This is a genomic window from Ralstonia edaphi, from assembly GCF_958350185.1.
GTDB classification, from domain to species: domain Bacteria; phylum Pseudomonadota; class Gammaproteobacteria; order Burkholderiales; family Burkholderiaceae; genus Ralstonia; species Ralstonia edaphi.
This window is the reverse complement of sequence record NZ_CATWHI010000005.1, coordinates 554,419-570,895: the sequence shown is the minus strand read 5'-3', so window position 1 is coordinate 570,895 and position 16,477 is coordinate 554,419. Positions and strand designations below refer to the sequence as shown.

The 16,477-nt window shown below is 62.0% G+C and carries 24 protein-coding genes; 11 read left to right on the top strand and 13 right to left on the bottom strand.

Features of this window, described 5'->3' with window-relative positions; translation table 11 throughout:
* The 5 genes from R2669_RS20220 to R2669_RS20200 all read left to right on the top strand — a co-directional run.
* Positions 1 to 335, top strand: a 335-nt coding sequence (locus R2669_RS20220) for a hypothetical protein (RefSeq protein ID WP_345785429.1), incomplete at its 5' end; no start/stop codon positions are given.
* A gap of 23 nt (positions 336 to 358) precedes the next feature.
* Complete coding sequence (locus R2669_RS20215) at positions 359 to 637, top strand: hypothetical protein (protein WP_316901844.1); 279 nt, start codon at positions 359 to 361, stop codon at positions 635 to 637.
* A 36-nt stretch (positions 638 to 673) separates the two neighbouring features.
* Positions 674 to 1,132 (top strand): hypothetical protein, encoded by a 459-nt coding sequence (locus R2669_RS20210; RefSeq protein WP_316901843.1) that lies wholly within the window; start codon positions 674 to 676, stop codon positions 1,130 to 1,132.
* A 164-nt stretch (positions 1,133 to 1,296) separates the two neighbouring features.
* Positions 1,297 to 1,428: a hypothetical protein gene (locus R2669_RS20205; RefSeq protein WP_316901842.1), complete on the top strand. Its 132-nt coding sequence runs from the start codon at positions 1,297 to 1,299 to the stop codon at positions 1,426 to 1,428.
* A 147-nt stretch (positions 1,429 to 1,575) separates the two neighbouring features.
* Positions 1,576 to 1,899 (top strand): hypothetical protein, encoded by a 324-nt coding sequence (locus tag R2669_RS20200; protein WP_316901841.1) that lies wholly within the window; start codon positions 1,576 to 1,578, stop codon positions 1,897 to 1,899.
* Between the two features lie 352 nt (positions 1,900 to 2,251).
* On the opposite strand, the gene R2669_RS20195 is transcribed toward R2669_RS20200, so the two are convergent.
* Together R2669_RS20195 and R2669_RS20190 are read right to left on the bottom strand one after the other, a co-directional pair.
* Positions 2,252 to 3,448, bottom strand: a complete 1,197-nt coding sequence (locus R2669_RS20195; protein ID WP_316901840.1) for a tyrosine-type recombinase/integrase — start codon at positions 3,446 to 3,448, stop codon at positions 2,252 to 2,254.
* A gap of 380 nt (positions 3,449 to 3,828) precedes the next feature.
* Positions 3,829 to 4,167 (bottom strand): zinc ribbon domain-containing protein YjdM, encoded by a 339-nt coding sequence (locus R2669_RS20190; RefSeq protein WP_316901839.1) that lies wholly within the window; start codon positions 4,165 to 4,167, stop codon positions 3,829 to 3,831.
* 177 nt (positions 4,168 to 4,344) lie between these two features.
* On the opposite strand from R2669_RS20190, the gene R2669_RS20185 reads away from it, so the two are divergent.
* The 4 genes from R2669_RS20185 to R2669_RS20170 all read left to right on the top strand — a co-directional run bounded on the left by R2669_RS20185 (position 4,345) and on the right by R2669_RS20170 (position 6,266).
* Positions 4,345 to 4,749, top strand: a complete 405-nt coding sequence (locus R2669_RS20185) for an SRPBCC family protein (protein ID WP_316901838.1) — start codon at positions 4,345 to 4,347, stop codon at positions 4,747 to 4,749.
* A gap of 79 nt (positions 4,750 to 4,828) precedes the next feature.
* Entirely contained in the window at positions 4,829 to 5,176 is a 348-nt protein-coding gene (locus R2669_RS20180) for a hypothetical protein (RefSeq protein ID WP_027681460.1), read from the top strand.
* 7 nt (positions 5,177 to 5,183) lie between these two features.
* Complete coding sequence (locus R2669_RS20175; protein WP_147214459.1) at positions 5,184 to 5,393, top strand: DUF1653 domain-containing protein; 210 nt, start codon at positions 5,184 to 5,186, stop codon at positions 5,391 to 5,393.
* Positions 5,394 to 6,266, top strand: coding sequence for a DUF817 domain-containing protein (locus R2669_RS20170; RefSeq protein ID WP_316901837.1), 873 nt, complete (start codon positions 5,394 to 5,396; stop codon positions 6,264 to 6,266).
* Here the strand turns inward: R2669_RS20170 and R2669_RS20165 are convergent.
* From R2669_RS20165 to bioA, 5 genes are all read right to left on the bottom strand, one after another.
* Positions 6,235 to 6,759 (bottom strand): hypothetical protein, encoded by a 525-nt coding sequence (locus tag R2669_RS20165; RefSeq protein ID WP_147214457.1) that lies wholly within the window; start codon positions 6,757 to 6,759, stop codon positions 6,235 to 6,237. The genes R2669_RS20170 and R2669_RS20165 overlap by 32 nt on opposite strands.
* A 165-nt stretch (positions 6,760 to 6,924) precedes the next feature.
* The gene (locus tag R2669_RS20160) at positions 6,925 to 7,443 is read right to left on the bottom strand and encodes a hypothetical protein (RefSeq protein WP_147214456.1); all 519 of its coding nucleotides are present in this window, start codon (positions 7,441 to 7,443) and stop codon (positions 6,925 to 6,927) included.
* A 37-nt stretch (positions 7,444 to 7,480) separates the two neighbouring features.
* On the bottom strand, positions 7,481 to 8,188 hold the full coding sequence (gene bioD / locus R2669_RS20155; protein WP_316901836.1) for a dethiobiotin synthase: 708 nt from the start codon (positions 8,186 to 8,188) through the stop codon (positions 7,481 to 7,483).
* A gap of 1 nt (position 8,189) precedes the next feature.
* Positions 8,190 to 9,437, bottom strand: a complete 1,248-nt coding sequence (bioF, locus tag R2669_RS20150) for an 8-amino-7-oxononanoate synthase (RefSeq protein ID WP_316901835.1) — start codon at positions 9,435 to 9,437, stop codon at positions 8,190 to 8,192.
* Entirely contained in the window at positions 9,424 to 10,830 is a 1,407-nt protein-coding gene (gene bioA, locus R2669_RS20145) for an adenosylmethionine--8-amino-7-oxononanoate transaminase (protein ID WP_316901834.1), read from the bottom strand. Before bioA ends, bioF begins: the two co-directional genes overlap by 14 nt.
* 117 nt (positions 10,831 to 10,947) lie before the next feature.
* Between bioA and R2669_RS20140 the strand changes: the two genes are divergently transcribed.
* Positions 10,948 to 11,121, top strand: a complete 174-nt coding sequence (locus R2669_RS20140) for a hypothetical protein (protein WP_316901833.1) — start codon at positions 10,948 to 10,950, stop codon at positions 11,119 to 11,121.
* A 104-nt stretch (positions 11,122 to 11,225) separates the two neighbouring features.
* Entirely contained in the window at positions 11,226 to 11,393 is a 168-nt protein-coding gene (locus tag R2669_RS20135; RefSeq protein WP_009238159.1) for a hypothetical protein, read from the top strand.
* Between the two features lie 88 nt (positions 11,394 to 11,481).
* Here the strand turns inward: R2669_RS20135 and R2669_RS20130 are convergent, their stop codons facing one another.
* From R2669_RS20130 to catC, 6 genes are read right to left on the bottom strand one after another with little or no spacing between them, the layout of a single operon-like run.
* Positions 11,482 to 12,264: a 1,6-dihydroxycyclohexa-2,4-diene-1-carboxylate dehydrogenase gene (locus R2669_RS20130; protein ID WP_316901832.1), complete on the bottom strand. Its 783-nt coding sequence runs from the start codon at positions 12,262 to 12,264 to the stop codon at positions 11,482 to 11,484.
* Positions 12,261 to 13,289 (bottom strand): benzoate 1,2-dioxygenase electron transfer component BenC, encoded by a 1,029-nt coding sequence (gene benC, locus R2669_RS20125; protein WP_316901831.1) that lies wholly within the window; start codon positions 13,287 to 13,289, stop codon positions 12,261 to 12,263. Before benC ends, R2669_RS20130 begins: the two co-directional genes overlap by 4 nt.
* A 46-nt stretch (positions 13,290 to 13,335) precedes the next feature.
* Positions 13,336 to 13,824 (bottom strand): benzoate 1,2-dioxygenase small subunit, encoded by a 489-nt coding sequence (benB, locus tag R2669_RS20120; protein ID WP_316901830.1) that lies wholly within the window; start codon positions 13,822 to 13,824, stop codon positions 13,336 to 13,338.
* Positions 13,821 to 15,179 carry an SRPBCC family protein gene (locus tag R2669_RS20115; protein ID WP_316901829.1) on the bottom strand — a complete coding sequence of 453 codons (1,359 nt, stop codon included), beginning with the start codon at positions 15,177 to 15,179 and terminating at the stop codon, positions 13,821 to 13,823. The genes benB and R2669_RS20115 overlap by 4 nt, the downstream gene beginning before the upstream one ends.
* A gap of 28 nt (positions 15,180 to 15,207) precedes the next feature.
* Positions 15,208 to 16,143 carry a catechol 1,2-dioxygenase gene (gene catA / locus R2669_RS20110; protein ID WP_316901828.1) on the bottom strand — a complete coding sequence of 312 codons (936 nt, stop codon included), beginning with the start codon at positions 16,141 to 16,143 and terminating at the stop codon, positions 15,208 to 15,210.
* 43 nt (positions 16,144 to 16,186) lie between these two features.
* Positions 16,187 to 16,477, bottom strand: coding sequence for a muconolactone Delta-isomerase (catC, locus tag R2669_RS20105; protein WP_102067185.1), 291 nt, complete (start codon positions 16,475 to 16,477; stop codon positions 16,187 to 16,189).

The following is a 16,477-nucleotide window of genomic DNA, read 5'->3' as shown; positions in this document are numbered from 1 at the left end:
GAAATATCGCTCGCCACGCGAGTTCAGGCGCAGGACAGAATCATCAACTCAAGTGTGAGGCGGTGTCCGGAGATACGGGGGCAAATCCAGTAGCCGTGTTCGCGTTTATCGCCCAAAACAAATGCCAATATCTATGGTCCCTGCTGACGCCGGGCTCCTTTACGAGCGCGGAGATGGAGTCTCTGAGAGCGAAATATCGCCGCACTCACCAGATCAGCCTCTCGGTCGCGATAGTCCTCACGGTGATCGGTACGGTTGTCTGGGGTTATGGTGACCTTTTTTTCAAAGCTGCCGAGCTGACACTGGCGCGGCAGTCGGGGCATACATTGCGCTAACACATAGGAAGAGGAACGCTACGATGATGGAAGCCATCAAGTTTGCCGCGAGGCTGTTCACAGCATTGGCAAGCGGGGATCTGAACGTCGTTGGACTTATCGTGGGATTCATTGGTGGCTTAATGGTTACTGTCTTCGGCTTGCCTTCAATCGGCCTGCTGAACGAAGGCATGTATGTCGAAATCGAGGTGACCTGGCGCATGCGCATCTACAACGGCCTGGCCAGGCTCGGCTTGGTGATGATCATGGCTGGCTTTCTGCTCCAGTTGATTCCCGCAGTCAAGGCAGTGCATGTGCCCTAAGCATTGAACTGGCAATTTACCCTGATGGAGCTTGTGATGATTGAGCGACAGTTTTCGACCACCGTAGCCGCTGCACAGGATGGCTCAAAGATCGATGCGGTCTATCGCAGGATTCGGAGGGCATTGCTGGAGAGCGAACTCCCTGGACCGCTCAAGAACTTGGGCCTGCAATACCATACCGTTGACGATCTGCTCTGTGCTGATCTGCACGGTTTCCGCGTGCGGATGCGGTTCGACCATGTGTGGCTCAAGGATGGTTTTCCAATTGCAAGGCTGGGAGGTCGACTCCGATTTATCCACGTCACCACAGAAGGAAAAGATGGGGACGAACTGTTCCAGGTGCTGTTCGATAATCTGGGGAATGCCCGGGTTGGAACGGAGCAAGGCTACTTTTCTAGCGCCAGCAGCGACCCGCAGGAATTGATTTCGTTCGTGCGGAAGACAAGTCTCGCGCTCGCAAATGCTGTGCACGCGAAAATGTCCATCGTCGAATAGGAAGAACAGCATGGCACGTAGAAAATATCAACGGAAGAGTCATCTGGCCGAAGCGATAAATCGTTCCAGTCCGGGTTGGCAAGTATTTTGGGCCATCGTCGTCGCGCTGGCGTTTATCTTCTCGATAGTGATGTACTTCTCGCACTGAGAGCAAAGGAAAAGTGATGGAAGAACAGCTGTTGAATGCCGCAGTTCTGGGGCTCGTGCAGATCACCGGCGTGGGCAATGCGTCAGCGTGGAAGGAGCAAATCTACATCGCGTGGCGTACACGCAAGGACAATGTCGACCTCAACTAGGCAGGCTTTGCGTTGGCCTTGCTGGACGCGGCCAAGGCCGGAAAGCTATCGGCGGCAATGGACCCGTTCACCGGCCTGCGGGTTGGCTTGATCGACTGACGTAGGAAAGGCAGCGCCGCAACGTGTAGGGCGGCAGAGGAGGTGCGAATGGATACGGCGGTTGCTATCCAAATTTTGAACGCTGCCAAGGCGGCAGGCTGTGGCTTCTACGTGGATGTGCCGGCTCTATATGGGGCGAAGACTGTCGCGCTGACACCGGAGCAAGTGCTTCATCTCACGTCAGAAAAACAGGCAGTATTCGCGCAAGTCATGGGACTCACCGTTCCGGAGTACATCGAGTGGTATGAGTCTCAAGGGGCGGTGTACTGCTCTGCGCGGACACTGAAAGGCCACCAATGTCGCAATTTCATTGCCGGCGGAATGTATCTTGAGCCGGAGCAATGGAAGGCGCTTCGGGCGGTAGGCGGATAGACGCCTAGACGCCTAGGGGTCCAGATTTGGCGGCTGGCTGGTGCAGCAGCATGAGGCGGGATGTCTCTATTGACGAGTCGGCCAATCGGCATGCGAAGCAAAGTCGAGCAGCAACTCGCCAGAACGGAAGCAAAGTCGGGGACCCGCTGACCATTCGTCGATCTCGGGCAACGAGTGAACACATTTGCCTCGCGACAGTGAACCGCATTGCTTCCGTCGTACATCCAGCACCTGGATGAACTCTACGGGCCAAAATGCGCCTGGGACTAAGTTTTACATAATCCTAATTATGTGATTTTTTAGCCACTCAAGTTTGCCATAGGAAAAATGCAGCCATGAATGTCATATCGGGCTATACCGCCAGAGACGCCGCCGCCCGGTACAACTCATAGTTCTCCGCACGTACGTACCCAGCCGTCGTATTGATCGATGCGTGCCGCAGTTGTCTATTAATCAGCGGCAGAGGCTGACCAATTTCCGTCATGAGCGTGACGAACGTCCGGCGGAACCAATAAGGGGTCGCGCGGCGTAAGACGTGTGCATCATTCGGATTGGTGTTTTCTAGGGCTTTCGCCCCGATGCTCAGCGCCTTTTGCACGATGTTGTAGATGGTTTGCTCGGTAGTCGCAGAGTAGGGCTCATCGATGACTGCATAGCAATCGAGTTTGGGCACCAGTGGCGTTCGGGGGTCTACCTTATATGGATTTACTCCGTTCGCGCTCAGGCAGCGAAAGACTGCTGCGAGAGCGGTTGGATTGAAAGCCACTACCTCGCTGCTGCGCTCCCTCTTATTAAGGGCCAAGAACCAATGCTCGGCACCGGTGACAGCATCGCGGTCCGCATACAGGTCGCCCATCACAGCAGACGCCAATTCGCCACGCCGAAGACCGGTGTTGGCGAGAACACGTATGACCATGAGCATGCGCTCCATCTCAAGGTGCGCTTCCCCGGAGGCCTTCAGTCGAGCACACTCGTCCTCGAGCGCCGCGAGCAAGCGAGTCAGCAAGCCACGAGGGATGTATCTCAATTGGGTAAGCGGGCCCGAAGAACTGCCACCTCGTCTTGCTTGCGCTGCTCCCAAGGGGTTGCGGACCAGATAGTGGACTCCAACCAGATAGGCAAAGAAGGCTTTGAGCACCCTGAGTGCATGCCTTCGGCTATCGGAAGATACTGGGCCTTCGAATGGCCTCCACTCGGCGCTGTCCCGACGAACGTAGCGAGGTGCACACCAATGCAGGGGCGGTGCGCTCATGAACAGCTCGTAGGCGTCCATATCGCCGCGGGTGAGCGAGGATATAGGTTTGCCGGCGTATGCGAGAGCCCAAGCATACAACCGCTGCACCTCCTTCTCATAAGCGCGACGTGTAGCGGAACCATCCGGAGACTCGCCGAGCCAGGCAGCGATCGCCTGACTATCTGTCTGCGCGGGTATCAGCGGTTCGAAATCATAGTCCCGGTTTGATCCGGCTTGCCCAGAGAGCTCGTCGGGTAAGCCAGCCGAAACAATGTCTTTCAGGGTGCGAGGAAGACAAGAAGCAGATTCGTGCATAGCTGAGCCCCGGTCGAGACGTTGAGCAGGGTCACCTGACCCGATTGTGGCCATGTTGACGTGCGCCTGCATCTTGCAAGTGTTGCACTCAAACAGTCTCAGCGAAACTGTGCAAACGAACGAAGCAGCGCCGCAGATCCAACAGCACGACAGACAGACGTAACAATGAGACGACAAATCGGAATGCGCTTCATCACGCATTTCCACGTAGTTTTACGTCCAGACCCAACGCACTTTTAGGTTCGGCGACTAGATGCGCGCCGTGGGGTTGGCTGGCTATGTGCAGCGCCCCCGGGCTCGCTCGCCTGTATTTCGGATAATTTATGTTATGTTAAATAGAACATCGACCAGCATCCGCCGGCCTTACCGCAACCCACCCACTAAGCCTTCTTCAAAAACTCCGGCTTGAGCAGATAGCTCACGCCATCGATCTTGCAATCGATCGGATGGTCGCCCGCCACCAGCCGGATGTTCTTGATCTTGGTGCCCGCCTTGAGCGTGCCCGACCCGCCCTTGAGCTTCAGGTCCTTCACCAGCGTTGCGGAATCGCCCGCGTTCAGCGCGTTGCCGTTGGCGTCCTTGATGACCAGCGCTGCCTCTTCTTCGTCTTCCTGCGCCGACGGATTCCATTCGTGCGCGCAGTCTGGGCAGATATAGAGTTCGCCGTCCTGATAGGTGTTTTCAGAGGCGCATTTTGGGCAGGCGGGAATCGTAGACATGGCGAAGCTCGCGAATGTGGTCAAAGGGGCCGCACTATATCAGCCGAGATGCGCGCGACAGTTGCCGGCTGCTACCGCGTGCCTGTACCTTGCAGCCCGATCCGCCGCAATCTATACCTCGGCAGCGCTGCCATGGGCGGTGCCAGCCCACACATCGGAATACATCCGGAGCCGCTTATGTGGATTCACGAAGAGAGCATCGAAACGACCGCCTTCCCCGCCCGCGTCTGGGAACTGTTCGCCAACGTTGAGAAATGGGGCGACTGGAATGCCGGCATCGAGCGCATTGAACTCCACGGGCCGTTTGCCAACGGTACGCAGTTCACCATGCAGCCGCCGGGGCAAGACCCGTTCATCAGCACGCTTGTCGACGTGCGTCCCAACGAAGGTTTTGTCGACGAGACGGTGGTCGACGGCACCCGCGTACTGGTGGATCATCAGCTCGTCAGCCTACCGTCCGGCCGCACGAAGATCGTCTATCGCACCGAGATCACGGGCCCCGATGCCGCTGCATTCGGGCCGATGGTCACATCGGATTTTCCCGACGTTCTGGCCGCGCTGAAGCGATTGGCCGAACGCTGAGCGGGCGGCGCGAACTGGCAGCCGTGCCGCGCCGTTCGGTATGATCCACCCTCCAATCATCTGAATCAGGAAGAACATCATGGGCGAAGCCAAACGACGCGGCTCACAGGCCGACCGCATTTCTCAGGCGCACGCCCGGCTGGAGGCCCTGCGCCCCGAAAAGCTTGTCTGCGGCGCCTGCCAGACCGCCTTTACCGAATTCGAAGGGATGGAGCCGCGCGACATGCCCGGCATCCATGCCATCTTCGGCGGCGAATGCCCGAACTGCGGCGAAAGCGTGATTTCCTTCAACGGCGAACCCGAAGCCGTGGCCGCGGCCATGCTGGCTTACCAGGACGCCATGGAAGATGCCAAGCTCGGCGCGCAGACGCAGGAAGGCAAGCACGTCCCCTACGTCGACGAAGAAGACAAGCCCACGCAACACTGAAGCCGCCATGCAAGTCCCGTCAACCCGCCGCTACCGGCACTACAAGGGCGGCGAATACGAATGGCTGTGCGAGGCCACGTACGAGCCCGATCCCGCCATCAAGATGACGGTCTATCGCGCCGCCAACGGCACGATCTGGACACGCCCATCGACGATGTTCCACGAGATGGTTGAAGTCGACGGCCGGCAGGTGCCGCGCTTTGCGCTGATCGACTGAATGCCGGCGGAAACCATCTCCTTGCGAGCGGGCCTGCGGGCCCGTTTTACGTATTGGCGTGACCGCAGCGGCGCCTGGGCCGCGCGCCAAGGGCAATTGGCGGCGGCGGTGCACGAATTTGTCGTTTTCGGCATCAAGCAGGCGTGGGCATGCCTGTTCGGCGGGCTGATGGTCGCCCTGCTGATCGGCACGCATTTCTGGTATCCGGCAGCCGCACCGATTGCCCGCTACGACGCCCTGACGATTGCCGCGGTCATCATCCAGATTGCCTTGCTGTGGCTGAAGCTGGAGACGTGGGACGAGGCCAAGGTGATCCTGATGTTCCATGTGGCCGGTACGGGCATGGAGGTGTTCAAGACGGCGGTCGGCTCATGGATTTACCCCGAGGCGTCGGTGCTGCGCATTGGCGGCGTGCCGCTGTTCACCGGCTTCATGTATGCCTCGGTGGGCAGCTATATCGCGCGGGCGTGGCGCGAATTTGACCTGCGCTTCACGCATCATCCGCCGTTGGCGGTGACGGCCCTGCTCTCGCTCGGCATCTACGTGAATTTCTTCCTGCACCACTATTGGTGGGACTTGCGCTACGTGCTGATGGCGCTCATTGCGATGGCATTCCGGCGCTGCTGGATCCACTTCCGCATCGATCGCGTCCACCGGCGCATGCCCTTCCTGCTGGGCTTTACGCTGGTCGCCCTCTTCATCTGGCTTGCAGAAAACATCGGCACGTTCACGCGCACGTGGCTCTATCCCAACCAGCTGCAGGGCTGGGAAATGGTGTCGATCGCCAAGCTGGGCGCCTGGTTCCTCCTGACCATCATGAGCTACGTGATGGTCACGCTTGTCAACCCGCCGCGGCCCGTTTCTGACGCTTGAACCAGGCATGCTCGCCCGGCGCCCGGTCGCGTAGTTCGAAGGTGATGTGCACGCGGCGCGAGGCCTGCAGGTAGACGCCGCACGTCAGCGTCAGCGCTGCCGCAACGGCTACGCCGTCGATGAAGGTGGAGCGTGCTTCTGGAATGCCACCGGCCATCAGCATCAGGCCAATCAGCGGCGGCAGCAGCGCCATGTGCACGAGCATGGCCGGGCGGAACGCGCTGTCGTGCGTGGTGGCCAGCACCAGCACCGTCACGCTGGAAATCAGATACAGCAGCGTGGTGAGGTTGATAGCGCCGCTGCCCGGCGCGTTGGCATCGAACAGATCGGCGCCGGCCAGTTGCAGCGCATCCATCGACAACCCCTGCCAGAACACCCACGTTGGCCCGGCGATGGCAATCGCCAGCACCCACGGCAGCCATCCGGCAATGCCGTACAGCGGATGTTGACCCGCTGCGATCGGGTCGATGTCGACCCAGCGATGCGTCAGCATGATGCACCCCCAACAATGCGCGTCCGTTCTGATGACGGTTGCTCTCGGCAAACGCCGGCGGCGTCTGCCTCCCCTGCTCTCTAGCTTAGGTCGCCGCGCAAGGCGCGCAATGCAGGAGGAACCCTGAGCGCACAATCGGATTGCGCTACCTCAACTGCCGGCCAGTTAGCGGCGGAACAGCCGGGGGCGGTCCGGATCGTAAAGCGGGTCGGGCGTGATCTGCGTCAGTTGCAGGACGCCGGCCGGGTCGAAGTAGAAATGCATCAGCGACGGCCAGACGTCGTCCGCCTTGAAGCGGTACGACCAGACCAGCCGTTCCATGCGCGGGAAATACGCGGTCTCGACCGGCTGACCGAAATGCCGGAGCACGTCGTCGCGGGTCCAGACGCCGATCTTGGCCTGGGCAAATTCGAGACTGCTCAGGACTTGCTTGAAGGCGACGAGCTTGCCGCCGGCATCAAAGTCGGCCGCGTAGGTGAACTGGCCGTAGGGTTTGGTCGGATAGAGCCAGCGGGTGCCGCCATCGAGCGGATACGTTTCGCGCGGCGGCCCGAACTGCGCCTGCACGGCGGGCTCGTCGGCGCCCACCAGTCGCTGCCCCTTGGTGACGGGGGACTCCAAGGCCGCACATCCCGCCGTTGCCGCCACCACAATCGCTATCGCCAGCCAACGCATTGCGCGCATGACAACCGTCCCTGTTGCACTCGGTGAAGCCGGTAGTTTACCGCCGCGTTTCAGCTTGGGGCGCCAGTAGCGGCGTGATATCGACGTGGCTTGCGGCGAGCCGCGCATCGGCGTGCGGCAATCGCGGAATCGTGCCCAGATGCGGTGCGTTGATCCACCGGCGCAGCGTGGCGACATTGTCGTCAAGCCCTGCCATGGACGCGTCAACCACGTTGGCGACCCAGCCGGCCAGGTGCAGCCCGCGCGCGGCAATCGCCTCGGCAGTGAGTGCGGCGTGATTCAAGCAGCCCAGGCGCAAGCCCACAACCAGCACCACGGGCAAGCCCAACGCCACGGCCATCTCGGCCGTATCAAAATCGTCAGACAGCGGCACGCGGAAACCACCGACGCCCTCCACCACGACGGCATCCGCCAACGACCTGGCGTGCGCAACCGCATCCAGAATCGGCGGCAGCGTGATCGTCACGCCTTCGCGCGCGGCAGCCAGATGCGGAGACATCGGCGCGTCGAGCAGCCATGGGCAAACGGTGTCGAGCGGCAGATCCACCGATGCCGCGGCGCGCAGTTGCTCGACGTCTTCGTTGGTGCGCGTGGGCGCGCCCGCCAGCGTGCCTGCGGCAATCGGCTTGAGGCCCGCGGCACGGTAGCCGGCGTCCGCCAGCTTGCTCAGCAACGCCGCGCTGACGAGCGTCTTGCCGATCTCCGTATCGGTGCCGGTGACAAAGCAATCGAAGCGTGCGGGCATGTCAGGCTGCCTTGGCGGGCTGGAGGGATTGGCCGGCCGCTTCCAGCGCCTGCGCAAGGCGCTCGATGTCGGCATCGGTATGTGCCGCCGACAGCGTGATGCGCAAGCGCGCCGTCCCTGCCGGCACCGTGGGCGGGCGGATCGCGGCGATGCGGATGCCTTCGCGTTCGAGCGCAGCGGCCAGTTCAAGCGCGGGTGCGTTCTCTCCAATCACGATCGGCTGGATGGCCGTCGGCGACGGCATCCACTGCCAGCCGAAGCGTGCAGCCAACCGCTGCGCGTGCGAAGTCCACACGGCGATGTGGCGGTCAAGGCGGGCACGACGTTCCGCGCCCTCCTCGCTTGCAATCAGGTTCAGCGCTGCCTCCACCGCACATGCAATGCCCGGCGGCGTAGCTGTTGTGAAGATGTACGTGCGCGCGCGCTGCACCAGCCAGTCAATCACCAGCCGATGTCCGACAATGGCTGCGCCCGAGCCGCCGGCCGCCTTGCCGAACGTGCCGACGTAGACGATGCGCTGCGAGTGCAGCCCGAAGTGCGACAGCACACCGGCGCCGTTCTCGCCCAGCACGCCCAGGCCATGGGCGTCGTCGACGATCAGCCAGGCGTCGTAGCGTTCGGCCAGCGCAAGCAGTTCGGGCAGCGGCGCGATGTCGCCATCCATGCTGAACACGCCGTCCGTGACGATCAGCTTGTTGCGGCTGGTGCTGGCGGCCAGCAGCGCTTCCAGCGCAGCGAGGTCGACGTGCGGATAGACCTTGATGGGCGCCCGCGACAACCGTGCACCGTCGATGAGCGAAGCGTGATTCAACGCGTCGGAAAAGATCGTGCATTCATCGGCCGGGCGGATGCCGCCAGCCTGCGCCATGGCGCTCACCACGGCCAGATTGGCCATGTAGCCCGTGCAGAAGAACAGCGCATCCGCCTCGGGAATGTGCGCGGCTTGCAACGCAGCCATGCGTGCTTCCAGCCGCGCATGCGCAATCGAATGGCCGCTGACCAGATGCGATGCGCCGCTGCCAAAGCCATATTGCTGCGTACCTTGCGTCATCGCCTCGGCCAAGGCGGGGTGCGCTGCCAGCCCGAGATAGTCGTTGCCGCAAAAGCCGAGAATGTCGCGCGGCTCTTCACCGGGCACGCTGATGCGCTGGCTGCGGTCGGTCGGGCTGTACGCGGTGCGGCGCACGCGGCGCAGGTGCGCGGCGTCAATGGCGTCGAGGCCGGCCTGCAGGTCGTCAAGCAATCGCATAGGTGTGTCCTTCAGTTTCGCCCGTGGCTTGGGCGAGCGTGTCTTCAAGCGTCTGCAGCGTGCGTTCGACCAGCGTGTCGGTCTCTTCGTCGCTCAGCACATACGGCGGCAGCAGATAAACGGTGTTGCCGATGGGGCGCAGCAGCAGCCCGTGCGCGCGCGCCGTCAGCGAAAAGCGTTCGGCAAAGCGTGCACCGGCCACGTCGGGGTGCACGTCGAAGGCGGTGATCATCCCGGTCTGCCGCAGATGGGCAAATCGCGCATCGTGCGACAGCGGCGCCAGCCCCTGGGCGATGCGCGCCGCGGTCACGCGATTGCGCGCAAAGACGTCTTCTTCAGCAAACAGATCGAGCGTGGCGAGTGCCGCACGGCACGCCAGCGGATTGCCCGTATACGAATGCGAATGGAGGAAACTGCGCACCGGCGCATCGTCGTTGAAGGCGTCGTAGATGGCATCGCGCGACAGCACGATCGACAGCGGCAGATAACCGCCGCTGATGCCCTTTGAGAGGCACAGCAGGTCCGGCCACACGCCAGCCTGTTCGCATGCGAAGAACGTACCGGTGCGACCGCAGCCGACGGCAATTTCATCCGCAATCCAATGCACGCCAAATTCGTCGCACAGCGCACGCACGCCGCGCAGATAGCTCACGTCGTGCATGGCCATGCCGGCCGCGCATTGCACCAGCGGTTCGATGATGACGGCGGCGATGGTGCCGGCGTGGGTGCTCAGGCAATCGCGCAATGCGGCCAGTGCGCGTTCGGCTACGTCGGCGGCGGTCTCGCCCGGGCCGGCCAGACGCGCGTCTGGGGACGGCACGCGATGCGATTGCAGAATCAGCGGGTCGTACGCATCGCGGAAGATCGCCACATCGGTCACACCGAGCGCACCGAGCGTTTCACCGTGGTAGCCGTGTTCCAGGCAGACGAATCGGCTGCGTGCGCCCTGCCCTGCATTGCGATGGGCGTGAAAGCTCATCTTGAGCGCGATTTCCACGGCAGAAGCGCCGTCGGAGCCGAAGAAGCTGTGGCCCAGCACGCCGCCCGTCAGGTCGATCAGGCGCTCGGCCAGTTCCACGGCCGGGCGGTGCGTCGCGCCCGCCAGCATGACGTGCTCCAGCGAATCGAGCTGCGTCTTCAGCGCCGCGTTGATGTGCGGATTCGCATGGCCGAACAGGTTGACCCACCAGGAGCTGGTGCCGTCCAGGTAGCGCTTGCCGTCAAAGTCGATCAGCCACGGCCCCTGACCGCGCGCGATCGGCAGCGGCGGCATGGCATCGAGCCGCGCGTTTTGCGTGCACGGATGCCAGACGGCCGCGCGGCTGCGCGCCTGCCACGCCGTGTTGGCGCTGGGCGCGCCGTCGGCCGGCACCGGGATTGGGGGATACGCCATACGAGGCCTCCTCGGAACAGAAGCAGAAGCGGGGGATTCGGCGGCGTATGGTAGAGGGCATGTGGATCAAACAACAAGCCCGCACGTTGAAAGAAAATGGCGCAATATAGACGAATAATGAGCGAAGAAGCGCACTTCTTCGTGGGATTTTCCACCTCCTGCGCGGAACGTGCCGTTAAAAAATCTTTTCCAGCGCAGAAAAATATGCTGCAAACGCCACATTCCGGGTCGTTCGATTTCGCCTGGTCTGGGCGCGGAGCGCGCGTCAAGCGCACCGATTATTTACATTGAGTGATATTGAGAATGGACCGCGGGTTTGCTTTGCCTCATTGCTCAGTCCTAGGGATAACCCTATACTCGGGAAAACCCTAGATCACGCACTGAGAGAAAACATCATGGTCCAGCAAGCCTATTTCACCCCCAAGTTCGCCGGCGAAATCCAAGTTCAAGCCGCCAACCGCACCTCGCTGCTGCGCGCAGTTATCAATTTCTTCCGCAACGGTTGGGACGACAACCTCGCGTACGCAGAGGTGGTTGGCAAGTCCGGTTCTTACCTGGGCTGAATGGGGCGGTCGAATGTTCGGCTATCCCACGAAGGCATAAAAAAACGGCGCATCGGCGCCGTTTTTGTTTTGGGGCGCCGGGCAGCGCTCAGCCCAGATCCCCGCCGCCCACCGGCAACACCGTCCCGGTGATGTACGACGCGTCGTCCGACGCCAGAAACAGAATCGCCTTTACCTGCTCGTCGATCGTGCCGTAGCGGTGCATCAGGCTGCTGGCGATGGTCTGGTCGACGATGCCCTGATACCAGACCGCCTCCTGCTCCGACATGGGCGCCGTGTTGCGCGGGATTTTCCGCGGCGGCGCTTCGGTGCCGCCCGTGGCGACGGCGTTGACCCGGATGTTGTCCTGGGCGTGCTCCATGGCGAGGCTGGCCGTCAGTGCGTTCACGCCGCCCTTGGCCGCCGAATACGGAATCCGATAGATACCGCGCGTGGCAATCGACGACACATTCACGATCACGCCCTGCCGGCGCTCCACCATGTGCGGCAGCACGGCGCGGCAACACCACAGCGTGGGGAACAACGAGCGGCGGATTTCCGCCTCAATCTGCGCTTCTTCATAGTGCTGATACGGTTTCGCCCAGATCGTGCCACCGACGTTGTTGATCAGCACATCGATGCGGCCGAACGCATCTAGCGCGGCCTGCACGGCATGTTGAGCGCCGGCATACGTTTCCAGATCGGTGGTGGTGGCGTGGGCCTGGCCGCCTGCTGCTGCAATTTCGGCCTGCACCTCGAAAACCAACTCCGCCCGGTCCACCAGTAGCACCGGAGCGCCCTCTGCCGCCGCAGCCATTGCCACGCCGCGCCCGATACCTTGCGCCGCCCCCGTCACGACGACGGCCTTGCCTGAGAATCGTTGCATGCTCATGCCGCCTTCGCCTCCGGTACTGCATTGGGCGTGAACTTCTCGTAGTAAAAGCTGCTGGGCTTCACGCCTTCGTCGTCAAAGTACTTGCGTACTGCATCGACCATCGGCGGCGGCCCGCACAGATAGACGTCGACGTCGCCATCGTTCAGCGCATCGGCAGGCACGTGCTGCGTTACCCAGCCCTTGCGCGGGTGATTCGACGCGGCGTCGGCGACGACCGTGGCGTAGCTGAAGTTCGGCAGCCGCGCTGCATAGGCGTCGATCGCATCGACCTGGACGAGGTCGAGGTCACGCGTCACGCCATAAATCAGGTGCACCTTCTGCTGCGAATGGGTGCGCGCCAGCACTTCAAGCATCGACAGGAACGGCGCGAGGCCCGTACCGCCGGCAAGGAACAACAGCGGCCGCTGCACATCGCGCAGATAGAAGCTGCCCAGCGGGCCTTGCAGATCGAGCTTGTCGCCGGGCTGCGCGGTTTCGAGCCAGCGGCTCATCACGCCGCCGGGGATCTTCTTGATGAGGAAGCTGATCTTCGATTCACCTGGCGCGGACGAGAACGAATACGAACGGTGCTGCCCGCTGCCCGGCACGCCGATGTTGACGTACTGGCCAGGAAGAAACACTGGCGCCGTGGCATCCACGTCCAGTTCGAGCACGACCGCTGCATCGTTGTGCTGCTCGACGTTCGACACCGTTGCGGCGAAAGCACTCTGCCCCGTTTTGCAGGCCGTCGACGAGGTCGGCACCGCGATCACGCAATCGCTGTGCGGCACCATCTGGCACGTCAGGACAAGGCCGGTGTTTTTCTCGTCCTCGCTCAGGGCGTCGTCAATGTAATCGTCACCGAGGTCGTAGCTTCCGCTTTCGGCGCGGCACTTGCAGGTCCCGCAAACGCCATCTGAGCAATCCATCGGCAGGTTGATCTTGGCGCGGAAGGCGGCATCGAGCACCTTCTCGCCCGCTTTGCAATCGATGAAACGGGTCACCCCGTCCTCGAAATTCAGTGCGACTGTGAAACTGGACATGGAATACCTCCGCTGCCTCTTTTGCGTGTCCTATGCGGGGTGCACATCAGACGTGATAGACGTCGAGCACCTGCCGGATGTAGTCGTTCTTCAGGACGATCTTCTTGGATGCAATCAGGAAGCCGTCGCCCGCGCGGCGCAGGGTGACGAAGATCGTGCCGAAGAAGTGGTCGGTGGTTTTGTACCGGTGGCTGAGCGTGTGAAAGTTGTAGCGCACGTCGACTTCATCGCCGCGTTCGGCCAGCACTTCGACATTGGCGACGGTGTGGCTCGTTCGCGGCTCGGGTGTGGAGGCCCCGCTGCGCTCGGTCTTGATGCGGAAGACGCGATCCTCCAGCCCGCAGCGATTGGCGTAGTACATCAACGAGATCTGGCTCTGCGGATCGTCGGTCAGTTGGTCGTCGTCATCCCACGCGGGCATCCAGTAGGTGACGTCTTCTGCGTAGCAGTCGAGCCACGCGTCCCACTGGCGGTCGTCAAGCAGTCGCGCTTCGCGGTACAGGGCGGCGCAGATGTTCTGGTAATCCGCGCTCATGCCGGCACTCCTTCGCATTCCTGCTTGAGCGCCTCACGCATGATGCGCACCCAGTATTCGTGCTGGCAGACGAACAGGCCTTCGTCTTCGCTGCGCTCGCCCGAGATGAGCGGCTTCAATCCCATCTTCGTGGCGTTCTCGTCGGGGCCGTGCACCCACAGCGGCGCCCCGCGTGACAGGTCGTTCCACAGCGCGGTCGTTCCGGCGTAGCCGTTCTGACAGGCGCGGAATTCCTCCAGGTCATCGGCGGTGCCCATGCCGGTGACGTTGAAGAAATCCTCGTACTGGCGGATGCGCGTTGCGCGGTCCGTTGCGCTTTCGCCCTTCGGCGCGAAACAGAAGATCGAGACCTCGGTCTTGTCGACGCTGATGGGCCGTACCACGCGAATCTGCGTGCTGAACTGATCCATCAGGAAGACGTTTGGATACAGGCACAGGTTGCGGGTCTGGTTGACGATGAAATCGGTCTGGGTTTCACCCACGCGCGCCTTGATTTCGTCACGGTGCGCATAGACGGGTCGCACTTCCGGGTTCATCGTCTGCGTCCACAGCAGGATGTGGCCGTGCTCGAACCCATAGACGCCCGCCACCGACTTGCTCCAGCTGTTTGCATCCACGGCCTGCGTGCCGCCTTCCTTGCGTCGCCCCATCGTTGCGGCGTAGTTCCAGTGCACGGTGCTGACGTGGTAGCCGTCGCAGCCGTTTTCCATCTGCATCTTCCAGTTGCCGTCATAGACGTAGGAAGAATTGCCGCGCAGCACTTCCAGGCCTTCGGGTGCCTGATCGACGATCTGGTCGATGATCACACGCGCTTCGCCAAGGTACGCCTCAAGCGGCTGCACATCGGCGTTAAGGCTGCCGAACAGGAAGCCGCGATAGCTCTCGAACCGCGCAACCTTCTTCAGATCGTGCGACCCGTGCGTGTTGAACTGCACCGGGTACTCGGTGGTCTTTTCGTCCTTCACCTTCAGCAGCTTGCCGGTGTTCGAGAACGTCCAGCCGTGGAACGGGCACGTGAAGCTGCCCTTGTTGCCATGCTTGCGGCGGCACAGCATCGCACCCTTGTGCGCGCAGGCATTGATGACGGCATGCAGCTCGCCGGTCTTGTCGCGCGTGATGACGATCGGCTGGCGGCCAATCCACGTGGTGTAGTAATCGTTGTTGTTTGGAATCTGGCTCTCGTGCGCCAGATACACCCAGTTGTTCTCGAAGATGTGCTTCATCTCCAGCGCGAACAGATCGGGGTGGGTGAAGATGTCGCGGCGGCAGCGGAAAATGCCGGCCTCTTTGTCATCCACCACGGCGGTTGACAGCAGCTGGTCCAGTTCGCTGGCTTTGTCGATCAAGGCGGACATGGTCGTCTCCACGTTGAGGCACCCGGCCTCAGGCCTCGGCCGAAGCGCGCAAGCGATTCACGCGCTGGTTGTCCTTGCCCTGAACCAGCGGCGTGAGCACGAAGTTGAATTCGATGTCCTTGTACGCATCGGCTTTCAGGCCGAGCGCGGTGCCGCCGGTTTTTTCCACCACATGCGGAATCAGCTCTTCGCGGGTGGCATAGGCGAAGTCGTCCCAGATCAGCGGATCGCCTTCGATGTTGAATTGCGTCGTCAACTTGCGGTGGCCGTCGCTCGTGACGAAGAAGTGCACGTGCGCCGGCCGGTTGCCGTGGCGCGCAAGGCCGTTCAGCAGTTGCTGCGTGGCGCCGTGCGGCGGGCAGCCGTAGCCCACCGGCATAAGCGTGCGGAATTCATATTGACCATCGGCGCCCGTCCGGACGGCGCCGCGCAGGTTGAACGGGCTCTGCGCACCGGTCGGATCGAAATGCGAGTAGAAGCCGTTCGAGTTCGCATGCCAGCACTCGACCACGGCGCCGGCCACCGGCTTGCCGTCCGGGCCCGTCACCGTGCCATGAATGACCAGCGGGCCTGCCGCCGGGTCCGGATCGATGTCGATCCTGGACACGCCATCGCGCACCGTTGTGCCGGCAACGTACAGCGGCCCTTCAATCGTGCGCGGCGTACCGCCGTTGATGCCCAGCGCCGCATCCGCAGCATCCATGCGGATATCGAGGTATTTCTCCAGGCCCACGCCGGCCGCCAGCAATGCCGCTTCTCCGTCCTGCCCGAGCTTGTTCAGGTAGTTGATGCCGGCCCAGACCTCGTCCGGCGTGATATCGAGGTCGTCGACGGCCTTGAACAGGTCGGCCAGCAGCCGGTGGGTGACCTGCTTCAGGCGGGCGTTGCCGTCCTTGCCGTCCAGGTTGGTGGCGGCCTTCAGCAGGTCCTGCACTTCTTTTGTTTCGAATACGCGCGCGTTCATGATGGGTGTCTCCTCGTGGTGTTCTGGGGGGATGTGGAATGTCTCAGGCATCGTCGCTATGCACTGACGACGGGTGACGGCACAGCGGCGTCACAGCGATCTGCATGTACGGAAACAGCGGCAGCGCCGTCAGGATGTCGTGCAGTTCTGCATTGCTCTGCACGTCGAAGATGCTGACGTTCGCGTACTCGCCAACCAGGCGCCAGATGTGGCGCCACTTGCCGCTGCGCTGCAGATCCTGCGAATAGGCCTTCTCGCGCGCCTTGATCTCGTTGGCGACATCGGCGGGCATGTCGGCCGGCAGGCGAACATCCATGCGGACGTGGAACAGCAT

Bases quoted from the DNA above. Each gene is read 5' to 3' on its own strand.
- R2669_RS20135 (WP_009238159.1), top strand. From the start codon at position 11,226: ATGGTCCAGCAAGCCTATTTCACCCCCAAGTTCGCCGGCGAAATCCAA.
- R2669_RS20215 (WP_316901844.1), top strand. From the start codon at position 359: ATGATGGAAGCCATCAAGTTTGCCGCGAGGCTGTTCACAGCATTGGCA.
- bioD (WP_316901836.1), bottom strand. From the start codon at position 8,188: ATGCCCGCACGCTTCGATTGCTTTGTCACCGGCACCGATACGGAGATC.
- R2669_RS20170 (WP_316901837.1), top strand. From the start codon at position 5,394: ATGCCGGCGGAAACCATCTCCTTGCGAGCGGGCCTGCGGGCCCGTTTT.
- catA (WP_316901828.1), bottom strand. From the start codon at position 16,143: ATGAACGCGCGCGTATTCGAAACAAAAGAAGTGCAGGACCTGCTGAAG.
- R2669_RS20200 (WP_316901841.1), top strand. From the start codon at position 1,576: ATGGATACGGCGGTTGCTATCCAAATTTTGAACGCTGCCAAGGCGGCA.
- R2669_RS20195 (WP_316901840.1), bottom strand. From the start codon at position 3,448: ATGCACGAATCTGCTTCTTGTCTTCCTCGCACCCTGAAAGACATTGTT.
- R2669_RS20130 (WP_316901832.1), bottom strand. From the start codon at position 12,264: ATGAGCATGCAACGATTCTCAGGCAAGGCCGTCGTCGTGACGGGGGCG.
- R2669_RS20190 (WP_316901839.1), bottom strand. From the start codon at position 4,167: ATGTCTACGATTCCCGCCTGCCCAAAATGCGCCTCTGAAAACACCTAT.
- bioF (WP_316901835.1), bottom strand. From the start codon at position 9,437: ATGCGATTGCTTGACGACCTGCAGGCCGGCCTCGACGCCATTGACGCC.
- R2669_RS20205 (WP_316901842.1), top strand. From the start codon at position 1,297: ATGGAAGAACAGCTGTTGAATGCCGCAGTTCTGGGGCTCGTGCAGATC.
- bioA (WP_316901834.1), bottom strand. From the start codon at position 10,830: ATGGCGTATCCCCCAATCCCGGTGCCGGCCGACGGCGCGCCCAGCGCC.
- R2669_RS20180 (WP_027681460.1), top strand. From the start codon at position 4,829: ATGGGCGAAGCCAAACGACGCGGCTCACAGGCCGACCGCATTTCTCAG.
- R2669_RS20185 (WP_316901838.1), top strand. From the start codon at position 4,345: ATGTGGATTCACGAAGAGAGCATCGAAACGACCGCCTTCCCCGCCCGC.
- benC (WP_316901831.1), bottom strand. From the start codon at position 13,289: ATGTCCAGTTTCACAGTCGCACTGAATTTCGAGGACGGGGTGACCCGT.
- R2669_RS20160 (WP_147214456.1), bottom strand. From the start codon at position 7,443: ATGCGCGCAATGCGTTGGCTGGCGATAGCGATTGTGGTGGCGGCAACG.
- catC (WP_102067185.1), bottom strand. From the start codon at position 16,477: ATGCTGTTCCACGTCCGCATGGATGTTCGCCTGCCGGCCGACATGCCC.
- R2669_RS20210 (WP_316901843.1), top strand. From the start codon at position 674: ATGATTGAGCGACAGTTTTCGACCACCGTAGCCGCTGCACAGGATGGC.
- benB (WP_316901830.1), bottom strand. From the start codon at position 13,824: ATGAGCGCGGATTACCAGAACATCTGCGCCGCCCTGTACCGCGAAGCG.
- R2669_RS20140 (WP_316901833.1), top strand. From the start codon at position 10,948: ATGAGCGAAGAAGCGCACTTCTTCGTGGGATTTTCCACCTCCTGCGCG.
- R2669_RS20175 (WP_147214459.1), top strand. From the start codon at position 5,184: ATGCAAGTCCCGTCAACCCGCCGCTACCGGCACTACAAGGGCGGCGAA.
- R2669_RS20115 (WP_316901829.1), bottom strand. From the start codon at position 15,179: ATGTCCGCCTTGATCGACAAAGCCAGCGAACTGGACCAGCTGCTGTCA.
- R2669_RS20165 (WP_147214457.1), bottom strand. From the start codon at position 6,759: ATGCTGACGCATCGCTGGGTCGACATCGACCCGATCGCAGCGGGTCAA.